The sequence below is a fragment of the Vibrio sp. CK2-1 genome (assembly GCF_021726515.1).
Taxonomy (GTDB): Bacteria; Pseudomonadota; Gammaproteobacteria; order Enterobacterales; family Vibrionaceae; genus Vibrio.
The window spans coordinates 524447-536897 of sequence record NZ_JAKKCJ010000002.1 but is presented as its reverse complement, the minus strand read 5'-3'; the positions used below and the strand labels follow the sequence as shown (position 1 = coordinate 536897).

11 protein-coding genes and 2 tRNA genes are annotated in these 12451 nt (G+C 41.4%); 4 read left to right on the top strand and 9 right to left on the bottom strand.

All coding sequences use genetic code 11. The features are described from left to right. Positions 1-18: 18 nt before the first annotated feature. The 8 genes from rimP to rlmE form a co-directional block, all read right to left on the bottom strand. Positions 19-474: a ribosome maturation factor RimP gene (gene rimP, locus L3V25_RS07375; protein WP_089123545.1), complete on the bottom strand. Its 456-nt coding sequence runs from the start codon at positions 472-474 to the stop codon at positions 19-21. A 327-nt stretch (positions 475-801) separates the two neighbouring features. Beyond that, a tRNA-Met gene (locus L3V25_RS07370) sits at positions 802-878 on the bottom strand. A 67-nt stretch (positions 879-945) separates the two neighbouring features. Then, positions 946-1030: transfer RNA gene (locus L3V25_RS07365), tRNA-Leu, on the bottom strand. Positions 1031-1068: 38 nt separating this feature from the next. Further along, positions 1069-1413, bottom strand: coding sequence for a preprotein translocase subunit SecG (gene secG / locus L3V25_RS07360; protein WP_237294757.1), 345 nt, complete (start codon positions 1411-1413; stop codon positions 1069-1071). Between the two features lie 212 nt (positions 1414-1625). After that, positions 1626-2966 (bottom strand): phosphoglucosamine mutase, encoded by a 1341-nt coding sequence (gene glmM, locus L3V25_RS07355; RefSeq protein ID WP_237294986.1) that lies wholly within the window; start codon positions 2964-2966, stop codon positions 1626-1628. Positions 2967-3031: 65 nt separating this feature from the next. Further along, complete coding sequence (gene folP / locus L3V25_RS07350; RefSeq protein WP_237294756.1) at positions 3032-3862, bottom strand: dihydropteroate synthase; 831 nt, start codon at positions 3860-3862, stop codon at positions 3032-3034. Positions 3863-4008: 146 nt separating this feature from the next. After that, on the bottom strand, positions 4009-5997 hold the full coding sequence (ftsH, locus tag L3V25_RS07345) for an ATP-dependent zinc metalloprotease FtsH (RefSeq protein ID WP_276574035.1): 1989 nt from the start codon (positions 5995-5997) through the stop codon (positions 4009-4011). Between the two features lie 40 nt (positions 5998-6037). Then, the gene (gene rlmE, locus L3V25_RS07340; RefSeq protein WP_089122427.1) at positions 6038-6667 is read right to left on the bottom strand and encodes a 23S rRNA (uridine(2552)-2'-O)-methyltransferase RlmE; all 630 of its coding nucleotides are present in this window, start codon (positions 6665-6667) and stop codon (positions 6038-6040) included. Between the two features lie 182 nt (positions 6668-6849). Between rlmE and yhbY the strand changes: the two genes are divergently transcribed. Next, positions 6850-7146 (top strand): ribosome assembly RNA-binding protein YhbY, encoded by a 297-nt coding sequence (yhbY, locus tag L3V25_RS07335; RefSeq protein WP_089122426.1) that lies wholly within the window; start codon positions 6850-6852, stop codon positions 7144-7146. 202 nt (positions 7147-7348) lie between these two features. On the opposite strand, the gene greA is transcribed toward yhbY, so the two are convergent. Further along, positions 7349-7822 carry a transcription elongation factor GreA gene (greA, locus tag L3V25_RS07330; protein ID WP_089122425.1) on the bottom strand — a complete coding sequence of 158 codons (474 nt, stop codon included), beginning with the start codon at positions 7820-7822 and terminating at the stop codon, positions 7349-7351. Between the two features lie 568 nt (positions 7823-8390). Here greA and L3V25_RS07325 point away from each other — a divergent pair. The 3 genes from L3V25_RS07325 (at position 8391) to dacB (ending at position 12226) form a co-directional block, all read left to right on the top strand. Next, positions 8391-9416, top strand: coding sequence for a porin (locus tag L3V25_RS07325; RefSeq protein WP_237294754.1), 1026 nt, complete (start codon positions 8391-8393; stop codon positions 9414-9416). 212 nt (positions 9417-9628) lie between these two features. Next, on the top strand, positions 9629-10675 hold the full coding sequence (locus tag L3V25_RS07320; protein WP_237294753.1) for a porin: 1047 nt from the start codon (positions 9629-9631) through the stop codon (positions 10673-10675). A 102-nt stretch (positions 10676-10777) separates the two neighbouring features. Next, positions 10778-12226, top strand: coding sequence for a serine-type D-Ala-D-Ala carboxypeptidase (gene dacB, locus L3V25_RS07315; RefSeq protein WP_237294752.1), 1449 nt, complete (start codon positions 10778-10780; stop codon positions 12224-12226). Positions 12227-12451 lie beyond the last annotated feature (225 nt).

Sequence of the window (12451 nt, the reverse complement as noted above, 5' to 3'; positions counted from 1 at the left end):
GTTATCGCCTCTTCAGACTTAAAATTTTGGTATCAAGTTAGCTTTAGAAATATTACTTAAAGCAAATTGTTCTTCGTTGCCATCTAGGGTAATGGTAACAATTTCACCCTCAATAGCGGTAATCACGCCTTTCCACTTACGACGGTTATTGACCGCCATTTTCAATACCAAGTTTACATCGTGACCAATGAATTGTTGGTAGTGAGCAGGCTTGAACAGTGGACGTTCTAAACCTGGTGAGGAAACTTCTAAGTTGTATGCAACCGTAATTGGATCTTCAACATCCATCACCGCGCTTACTTGGCGGCTAACTTCTGCACAGTCATCAACATTGATGCCATTTTCATGATCAATAAAAATACGCAATGTGGAGTGTTCACCAGCTCGGATAAATTCCAAGCCAACTAATTCATAACCAGAAGCCGCCACTGGCGCTTCCAATAATTCGGTTAATTGTTTTTCTAAACCAGTCATACTCTCTCCGGAAATGAAGCCTTATCCACATTTTGTCGCTTTAACAAATAAAAAAGCTAACAAAACCAAGAAGCTAAGCTTAAAGCCGATCGTCCAGAAACAAAAAAAGGGCTTAAAGCCCAATTCAAACACCATGCATTATCTGCATAGTTAATAAGTTGATCGGCCAATTTTGACCAATCAAGTTATGCAGATAATAAAAAACCCCGATAAGTCGGGGTTTTTTATTGCTGGACCCTGATATTACTAAGCATATATTTTAGCTTAGCTGTGTCAAAAGTCAGACTTTTAACACGAAAACTTATAACAGCATATCCTGTAAAGGATTGGTTGCGGGGGCCGGATTTGAACCGACGACCTTCGGGTTATGAGCCCGACGAGCTACCAAGCTGCTCCACCCCGCGTCCGATTTTGCTTTCTATCTGAGCGCATTATACTCGCTGCAATAGACATTACAAGTTTTACAAACAATGGTGCCGAGAGGGGGACTTGAACCCCCACACCATAAGGCACTAGCACCTCATGCTAGCGTGTCTACCAATTTCACCATCTCGGCAATATTCTTATTAAGAATAACTGTTACCAGAGTAACAATTACTGAGGAATTTCGTCACCGCTCTTAGGCGCTGGAATTTCATCAGTAGCAACTTGTTCATTATCAGTCTTCTGCTCAACACTTAACTGTGGTGCAGCAAACTTAGATTCATGCTTCGCCGTTGACATATGGCCAAGAACCAAACTAATGATAAAGAAAATTGTTGCGAAAATCGCTGTTGAACGGGTAAGGAAATTACCTGAGCCACCAGAGCCAAATACTGTATTTGATGCTCCAGCCCCGAAAGAGGCTCCCATGTCTGCGCCTTTACCTTGCTGAATCAACACTAGGCCAATTACACCAAGCGCAACCAGTAGATAAATCACAAGTAGAACTGTTAACATTTTTCCACCTATGTTCTAAATTTCTGAGCTATTGCTTTTGATTAAAAACAATAACGCACCTCCCTAATGAGGCGCAGTGATACTAACCAAAGCAACACTAACTGACAAGTGAAAATTGCCAAAAAAGTATAACTTGCGGTTCAAACGATTAAAAAAGGGACAAAACAACAATAAACAGGCCAGCGGCGATTCACCACCAGCCTTAAGCTGTTTTAGCAATTCTCTTTTACTTTTTCAGCAATCGCATTCGCCGAAGATTCAACCAGCTGTGCATCTTCACCTTCAACCATGACTCGGATCAGTGGTTCAGTACCTGATTTGCGTAATAGTACTCGGCCTTTATCACCTAATTTAGATTCAACGTCTTTAACTGAATCTAGTACTGCTTGGTTTTGCAGTGGATCGCTATCACCCGCGAAACGTACATTCACTAAAACTTGCGGATATAGCGTCATTCCTGATGCTAAGGCACTAAGTGATAGTTTACTGCCTACAACTGAAGCGAGCACTTGTAGCGCGGCAACAATCGCATCACCCGTTGTCACTTTATCAAGCAAAATAACATGGCCCGAGTTCTCTGCGCCAATTTTCCAGCCTTTTTCTAATAACTGTTCCATCACGTAACGGTCGCCGACTTTTGAACGAACAAAAGGGATACCTAGCTGTTTCAAGCCGTTTTCCATGCCAAGGTTAGTCATCAAAGTACCGACTACCCCACCTTTCAGCTCACCACGACGCAGTGCATCACGAGCAATGATATAAGCGATCTGGTCACCATCAATTTTATTACCAAGCTCATCAACCATGATGATTCGGTCACCGTCGCCATCAAATGCTAAGCCTAGATCAGCTTTTTCATCAATAACACGTTGTTGTAGAGCACGAACATCTGTTGCACCAACTTGGTCATTAATATTCAAGCCATTTGGCTCACAGCCCATTGCAATAACATCAGCACCTAATTCGGTAAAGACACTCGGAGCAATGTGATAGGTCGCACCATGCGCACAATCGACAACAATTTTTAAGCCTTTCAAGCTTAATTCATTAGGGAAAGTACTCTTACAAAATTCAATATAACGACCTGCAGCATCGACCATACGCTTAGCTTTACCTAACATCGCAGATTCAACACATTCGATATCTTTTTCAAGTTCTGCTTCAATCGCCAGTTCAATATCATCCGGTAATTTAGTGCCTTCCGATGAAAAGAACTTAATGCCGTTATCATAATAAGGATTATGAGATGCCGAGATCACAATGCCCGCTTCTGCGCGGAATGTTTGTGTTAAATAAGCAACGGCTGGTGTTGGCATTGGGCCAGTTAAGATCGCTTTTAACCCTGCTGCAGCCAGACCCGCTTCTAATGCCGATTCCAGCATATAGCCAGAAATACGAGTATCTTTACCAATAATAACTTGCTTGGTGCCTTGTTTGGCTAATACGCGACCTGCTGCCCAACCTAGCTTTAATACAAAGTCAGGGGTAATTGGATAGTCACCAACTTTGCCACGTACACCATCGGTACCAAAATATTTTCTCGTTGACATGATTTGTCCTTATTCTTCAAACGGCTTATTAATGGCAAATATAAAAAATCACCATTAATTAAATTGAATTATTGATTAGTTTGGATCATTTCAAGAATACGCATCGCATCTTGAGTTTCTTGTACGTCATGGACTCGAATAATTTGAGCCCCTTGCTGAGCGGCGAGTGTCGCGCAAACCACACTGCCTGTAACGCATTCACTAGTTGGCTTATTCAAGGCTTTCGATACCATGGACTTTCTCGACATTCCAGCAAGAATCGGTAATTTATATTGATGAAAACGTTCAAGGTTTGCCAGTAAATGGTAATTATGCGCTAAAGTTTTACCAAAACCAAAACCTGGATCAATAATAATGTTCTCGCGCTTAATTCCTGCCGTAACACACTCATCGATACGCTGAATCAGAAAATCATCGACATCTTGTAATACGTCCTGATACTCAGGGTTATCTTGCATAGTTTTAGGCTCGCCTTGCATGTGCATAATACATACAGGGATATTTGCTTTGGCAACGACATCTAGTGCGCCTGGTAAGCTAAGAGAGCGCACATCATTGATAATATCTGCACCACATTCGATGCTTTGCTTCATCACTTCCGCTTTACTGGTATCAATAGAGATCCAAACATCAGATTTTTGACGAATCGCTTTCACTAGTGGAATGACACGATTTAATTCATCTTCTAATGATACTTCTTTTGCCCCAGGGCGCGTCGACTCACCGCCAATATCAATAATAGTCGCACCGGCAGCTATCATAGCGTCAACTTGTAAGAGCGCTTTATCAAGTTGATTAAACTTGCCACCATCAGAGAAAGAATCAGGCGTGGCATTTAAAATCCCCATGATTTGAGGACGGCTGAGATCAAGTTGTTTGTGATTAGAAATTAATTTCATAGCAAGAATATTACTCACGATTTACTTAGGAGAGGTAGGAGGCAAATAACCTCAGCTTCACTTAAATAAGATGTAGATTAATCTGGTATAGGATAGAAAGCAAAAAGCCCCGACTTTCATCAGGGCTTGAGTATGCTTATTAAAGCTTATGAATCTTTATTTTTTGATTCATTGTCATCTTGTGACTGTTCAGAATCAGGCTTCGCTTCACCTTTAGCTTCTTCAGACTTGGTTTCTTCTACCTTATCTTCTTCTACTTTGGCATCTGGTGCCTTAGCAGTCGGCTCTGCAGGTTTCACTTCGCTATCCGTCCAACCTTGAGGTGGGCGAACTGTCTCAGAGCGATTCATTAAGTCATCAATTTGACCAGCATCAATCGTTTCATATTTCATCAATGCATCTTTCATTGCATGCATGATATCCATATTGTCTTCTAAGATTTTCTTCGCGCGCTCATAGTTACGGTCAATCAACGCTCGAACTTCTTGGTCAATCAAACGAACAGTGTCATCAGACATATGCTTAGTTTGTGTAACCGAACGACCTAGGAATACTTCACCTTCATCTTCTGCATAAAGCAAAGGACCAAGTTTTTCAGAGAAGCCCCACTGAGTCACCATCTTACGAGCAATATCAGTCGCACGTTCAATATCGTTAGAAGCACCTGTCGATACTTTTTCTGAGCCATAAATAAGCTCTTCCGCCAAACGACCACCATAAAGGCTAGAAATCATAGACTCTAAATGCTGGCGAGACATACTTACACGATCTTGCTCTGGTAAGTACATGGTCACACCTAATGCACGGCCACGTGGAATAATTGAGACTTTATAAACTGGATCGTGCTCAGGAACTAAACGACCAACAATCGCATGACCCGCTTCGTGGTATGCAGTCGATGCTTTGGTTTCTTCAGTCAATACCATTGAACGACGCTCTGCGCCCATCATGATTTTGTCTTTAGCAAGCTCAAACTCAACCATAGAAACATTACGCTTGTTACCACGCGCAGCAAACAATGCAGCCTCGTTTACTAGGTTTGCAAGATCGGCACCTGAGAAGCCAGGTGTACCACGTGCAATCAGTGACGGCTCAACATTTTCAGCTAGCGGTACTTTACGCATGTGTACTTTCAGAATTTGTTCACGACCACGAACGTCTGGTAAACCAACCACAACTTGGCGGTCAAAACGACCAGGACGAAGTAATGCTGGGTCTAGTACGTCAGGGCGGTTAGTTGCCGCAATAACGATAATACCCTCGTTACCTTCAAAACCATCCATCTCAACTAGCATTTGGTTTAGTGTTTGTTCACGTTCATCATGACCACCACCCACACCAGCGCCACGTTGACGACCTACGGCATCGATTTCATCAATGAAGATGATACATGGTGATGCTTTTTTCGCTTGCTCGAACATGTCACGTACACGAGATGCACCAACACCAACGAACATTTCTACGAAATCAGAACCAGAAATAGTAAAGAATGGTACTTTCGCTTCACCGGCAATCGCTTTCGCCAATAAAGTTTTACCTGTACCTGGAGGACCAACCATCAATACGCCTGTTGGAATTTTACCACCAAGCTTTTGGAAACGGCTTGGGTCGCGTAAGTAATCAACCAGCTCTTTTACGTCTTCTTTTGCTTCATCACAACCAGCAACGTCTGCAAAAGTCGTTTTGATTTGCTCTTCACCCATCATGCGAGCTTTACTCTTACCAAACGACATAGCACCTTTGCCACCGCCGCCTTGCATTTGTCGCATGAAGAAAATCCACACCCCGATCAATAAGATCATAGGGAACCAAGAAATGAAGATAGTACCTAATAGGCTTTGTTGCTCAGGTGGTGTACCCGATACTTTCACATTTTGGTTAATAAGATCGTCGAGAAGCTTATCATCATAAACCGGCATATAAGTTACATTGCGAGAATTATCAGTTCGAACAAAGGTAATTTCTCTATCCTTGAACTTTGCCTCACGAACTTGGCCTTGACCAACGTCTTTTACAAAGGATGTGTAATCAATCGCTTTTCCGTTACTGTCCCCAGGCCCAAAGCTCTGGAAAACTGACATCAAAACTACGGCGATTACTAGCCATAAAATTAAATTTTTTGCCATGTCACTCAAGGTGTCAGCCTCTCGGTCACTATTAATTAAAAGTAGATTACTACAGTTTATATCCTGTAGCTACGATATATACCTCACGAGAACGCGCACGTGAAGAGTCTGGTTTACGAATTTTTACAGCTTTAAACATTTCTCGTACATCTTTGACGTACTGATCAAAGCCTTCGCCTTGGAATACCTTAACCACAAAACTACCATCAGGAGCTAGAACTTGTCGACACATATCCAACGCTAATTCAACTAAATACATAGCTCTTGGTTGGTCTACCGCAAGATTTCCACTCATATTAGGAGCCATGTCAGACATTACTACATCCACCATATCAGGTTGAATGCGTTCTAGTAAGGCTTCTAACACGGCTTCTTCACGAAAATCCCCTTGAAGAAAGCTAACGCCTACGATCGAATCCATAGATAAAATGTCACAAGCTATTACTTGCCCATCATCGCCTACAATTTCAGCAGCATATTGAGACCAGCCGCCAGGTGCAGCGCCTAAATCTACTACCGTCATTCCAGGTTTTAAGAGTTTATCTTTCTCTTGAATCTCTTCAATTTTGAAAATAGCACGTGAACGGTAGCCGCGCTTTTGGGCTTCCGCTACATATTTATCATCAAAATGCTCTTGTAACCAACGACCAGAACTGGCCGAGTGTTTTTTCTTACTCATTTTATTCCTACTGATTATTCAACACTTCCTACACAGTGTGGTGGGAAGCTTCAGCTACTGCAGAAAACATCACAAGAGCCGTTGCGATTAATAAAAACTATTACGGAAAATATAGTCTTCCACAATAGATGGCGCTAAAATAGATGTTTTCAACCCTTATACTATAAAAAAATGGCCGCACAATGAACCTAAGCACCAAACAAAAGCAGCACTTGAAAGGACTAGCTCACAGTTTAAAACCTGTCGTGCTAATGGGCGCAAATGGATTGACTGAAGCTGTTCTTGCGGAAATTGAGCTTGCACTTGACCATCACGAGCTGATTAAAGTCAAAGTCGCTTCTGAAGACCGTGAAACCAAGTCACTAATTATAGACGCCATTGTTCGTGAAACTAAAGCGGAAAAAGTACAAACCATTGGTAAAGTTTTGGTTTTATTCCGTCAAAGCGAGCAGCGTAAAATTGAGATCCCTCGTAAGTAATCACTTACTTGCTGTTTTCAATTGATTTCAAATAGAAGATCGCCTAGTGCGATCTTTTTTTTTCGTTTATCGATTCTCGTGCGCTCCGCTGCTCGTGGCTCGAGAAGAGCCGTTCCCTTGTAACGAGAGACTCGTATCGCTCGAGCAACAAAAAAGCCGCATCAACTGCGGCTTTTTCAATCACACACTTTACTCTAGATGCTTAAATATAATCTACCTGAGTAATTTCGAAGTCTTTATCTCCACCAGGAGTTGAGATAACTACTTCATCACCTTCCATTTTGCCAATTAAACCACGAGCAATCGGAGAGCTTACTGAAATTTTACCTGCTTTGATATCTGCTTCATCGTCACCGACAATTTTATATTTCACTTCTTTGTCAGTATCAATATCAAGCAAGGTTACCGTCGTTCCAAAAATAACTTTTCCGGTATTGTCCATTTTGGATACATCAATTACTTGAGCAACAGACAACTTATACTCAATATCGCGGATCTGAGCTTCACAAATGCCTTGTTCTTCACGGGCAGCATGGTATTCAGCATTTTCCTTTAAATCACCTAATTCTCGCGCTTCGGCAATTGCCGCCGAGATCAATGGGCGGCGCTTTAATAATGCTTCTAATTCTGTACGTAGTAATTGCTCACCACACACGGTCATTGGGACTTTATCCATTTTAAACCTCACTCCGACTTCAACTCCAAAGAGCGAACCTCAGACAAAAAATACCCACTCAACTTATTGCTGAGTAGGTGCCGTTAGAATATTTAATTGGCAACTAGTGTAATTAAACTTGGTTATTTCGTCACTATAAAAATAAGATCTCAATCACATTTCATTGAAAATACAGGCACTTTTAAAACTTTAACTTTTTTCTAAAACACAACTATTTTTAGCTAATTTCGCGGCGAAAATCTAAAAAAATCAAACTTGAGACCCCCATCACAAAACCAAAACCACCAACATAAGCCATTGAATAAAATAAAAAATACAACATTAAAAAACTAAAACCGAGGTGAAAGCTATGATTTTTAGGTATTTTGAGATCATTTGACTATCTTGAGCGGGAACTTACACGGTACAACACATGCAGCAATTATTTCTGCCAGCTATCAATATATGCACTATATATTAGTTGGATAAAATAAAACCCATGTATGCAACAAGCGTGTATACAAACAAAAGTTATAGAGTAGTCACTAAACTACCAACTTTAATCAATTAAACGATTAGGATTAATACAATGAATAAAAAACTTCTAGTTCTTGCAATTGCCGCTGCTGCAACCGCAACTTCTGCATCAGCAGCTAACGTATATAAAGATGGTACTACTACTCTAGACGTCGGTGGTCGCGCAGAGTTCCGTGGTGATTTTATCGGTACTGATTCTGGTGATGAAATTGATGGCACTATGCACAATGCTTCACGTTTTCGTCTAAACGTTGGCGGCGAAACTCAAATCACTGATGGTTTAACTGGTTTCGGTTTCTATGAAGCAGAGCAAGGCGTAAAATCTTCAGGTGACAATGATGCTAGCAGTGACTTCACTCAACGTTACATGTTTGCAGGTTTAGGCACTAAATTCGGTGATGTTTCATTCGGTCGTCAAGATACTGCAACTGTAATGATCTCTCAAATGTCGGATATCTCAACCTACTCTGGTGGCCAAAAAGGCTTTATCACAGCAGGTGATGAGCAAATCAATAACGCTATCCTGTACACAGGTAACTTCCTAAATGATGCTTTAGTTGTAAAAGCTGATGTTGTGCTTGGCGATTCAGATAACACTGATGGTTATGGTGTAGCGGCAAAATACACTCTTCCAATGGGGCTGGGGTTCGCTCTTGGTTATGCAGCTAACGAAGGTGATTCTTCTAATGCCACATCAGCAGGTGATGATGAGTACCAAATTATTGGTGGTGTAAACTACACTAATGAACATTTATACCTAGGTGCGACTTATACTGGTGGTGAAACCGCATCAATTGACCGTCTAATGATTGGTAACGATGCCGTTGATTTCCAAGGTGTAGAAGCGACTGGTCAATACAAATTTGACAACCAATTCCGCGTGATTGCCACTTACTCATACCAAGAAGTGGATGACGAAGATTACCAAAACTGGGCTGAATTAACCGGTGGTTATGACTTCACTAATAACCTATACGCTTACATGTCTTACCGCTTCAATCTGCTAGATGAAGATTCAGCATTCGCAGGTGTTGACGAAGAAGATTCAGTACGTCTAGGCCTACTATACCAATTCTAAAATAGACCATAACTATCTATTTTAACCTCTTAGCAACATTAAAAACGTCTGATTGATATAATCAGACGTTTTATTTATATAAATTTATAAATATTGTTTAAAATCAATACGAAATTTACTACGCTTAAAAAGCAAAATGCAGTAAAATGCGCCCCCATAGGATGGTTTTCATTCTATATATGGATAATTAAAAATCAGTTAGGATTAATACAATGAAAAAAACATTACTAGCTTTAGCAGTGGCCGCTGCTTCAGTATCAACTGCAGCTTCTGCAGCAACAATCTACAAAGATGACACTTCTACTCTAAACATGGGTGGCCGTGTTGAAGTTCGTGCTAACTTCTCTGATGCAAACAAAACTGATGCAGATGATAACCAATACAAAGATGCTTCACGTGTTCGTTTGAACATCGGTGGTGAACAAAAGCTAAATGAAGATATCTCTTTCATCGGTTTTACTGAGTTTGAAGTAACTGAAGATGATGCTCCTGTTGGCGACGATGCTGCATTCAACACTCGTTACCTATACGCTGGTGTAACTTCGCAAACTTACGGTGCGCTAACTTACGGTCACCAAGACAACGCATTCACTTACCTGACTAACTTCACCGATATGGCTGAAGTATTCTCTGGTTACATCAATGAATATAACGTTGCAACGTCTGACCGTGCTAACAACGTTCTACGTTATGCATACAACACTGAAAAGCTAACTATTCAAGCAAGTGTACAAGGTGATTCTGATTCAGATGGCACACCTGTAACTCAAAATGCTGATGGTTTCGGTGTTATTGCTGCATACAAACTAACTGACGCTATCGAGCTTGGTTTAGGTTATGCACAAACTGATGCAAATGGTACAGGTACAGACCTTGTAGACAGTGGCGACAATAACACTTACACAGCGGCTGCTCGTTACTCGAAAAACGGCATTTTAGTTGCTGCGACTTACGAAGGCGGTACAATTTCAACTGCTGACGTTCGTGGTACAGACACTGATTTCAGCGCTGCTGACCTTTACGCAGGTTACACTTTCGGTGATAACAACGTAAACCTAACCTACAACTACTTTGATGCTGATGAAGATCAATTCGATGCATTAAACATGAGCAATGTAAACTTTGAGTACGCTCGTTACTTTGGTGAACACGCGACTGTATACGGTGCATACCAGTTGAACCTTCTTTCTGATAGCGATGCTGCTACAGAAGCACAAACAGAAAACCAAATCCAAGTTGGCCTACGTTACGCATTCTAATCTAGCACCTCTTAGAGGTTAGATAAGAATCTTAAAACGCCTACTTATTTTAGTAGGCGTTTTTGTTTATACTTTGCGCTCCTCCACTTCATGGATTGAACTATGCGTTTCACCTCTGTTATTGCCCTAGCGACTTCTTTTTTATTCTCTGTTTCAAGCTACGCTGCGCCCATCAAACCACACTTCCCAAGTAGCGATATTCTACCGTCAGGGACTCGAGTGGGCTTAATCGCCAAGTCACCGAGCTCGACATTATTGGGACAAAACAATGATCAGCTATTTCCACCCGCTAGCACATTAAAGCTAGTGACCGCACTGGCAGCTAAAATCGAACTAGGTGATAATTTTCGCTACGCAACACAATTAGAGCAAAATGGTAAAGATCTGGTAATACGCTTTTCTGGCGATCCTAGCTTAACTTCCGCCGATATTAGCCAACTACTAAAAAATGCAAACATCTCAACGATTAGCGGTGATCTTATCTTAGATAACAGCGCTTTTACTGGTTATGAAAAAGCGGTCGGTTGGCCTTGGGATATTCTGGGTGTTTGTTACAGTACGCCTTCAAGCGCAATCACCTTAAATGGTAACTGTGTGATGGCATCCATCTATACCAATGCAGATGGTACCACTCGTGTATTCACGCCAAAGCATCAGCCTGTCAATGTCAGTACGACTGCGACGGCGATTACTCGCAAACAACAAAAAGAGCAGTACTGTGATTTAGAGCTGACTACCACTCCAGCCAACCATTACCGCTTATCAGGTTGCTTAGTGAAACGAGATCAGCCATTACCACTTAACTTTGCCGTACAAAATGCCTTTTTATACGCCTCGGCAACCTTGCATCAAATCTTAGATGAACAAGGTATAAAGCTTAAAGGCAGCATTAAATTAGCTACGGCTGTTACTACCAAAGAACAATCTACCAAAAAACAACCTCCCCAAGAACAGGCCAGAAATACAAAGGTACTGACTAAGCATCTATCTGTGCCATTGCCTGTTCTACTAGAGCACATGCTAAAAGACTCCGATAACCTCTACGCCAACAACCTAACTAAAACCTTAGGTAAGCATTACTTTAATCAAGCTGGCTCCTTTGCTAATGGCACAGAAGCCATTAAACAAATTTTAAAGAAGCAAGCCAAAGTCGATTTATCTAATGCAGTTTTAGAAGATGGTTCAGGGCTTTCTCGTAACAACCGAGTTACTCCAAATCAACTGTACTCGGTATTAAAATTCATTAAAGCCAATGATCATAAACTGGATTTCATTCGCTTAATGCCGACAGCAGGCATAGACGGCACATTAAAATACCGCTCTAGCATGAGAAAAGAGCCAATAAAAGGCAGCATAGTCGCGAAAAGTGGTTCTTTATTTGCCACTCACAATATGGCGGGTTTTGTGCTCAATGAGCAAGGTGAGTCAACGACTATGTTTGTTCAATTAGTGACGGATTATCACCCACAAAATAACACCAGCACCATTCCACCACTAACTCAATTTGAGCAAGCGTTTTATCAGAATTTGATTAAGGCGACGAAGGAATAGTCACGGTACTCGTAGCTAGGACGCTTTGCTGCTCGTGACTAGAAAAAGAAGAGTAGATACGAGTTACGGGGACGTTACGATCGGGAGCCGAGAAGACTAGTGAGTGATGAGTGATGAGTGATGAGTGAACAATTTAAAATCATCACATTCACATCAATGGCATTTATTTAATTTCTCGAACTTTCCGTATTGACTTCGAGTGACAAGAAGCAAAGCGCTCGAGCC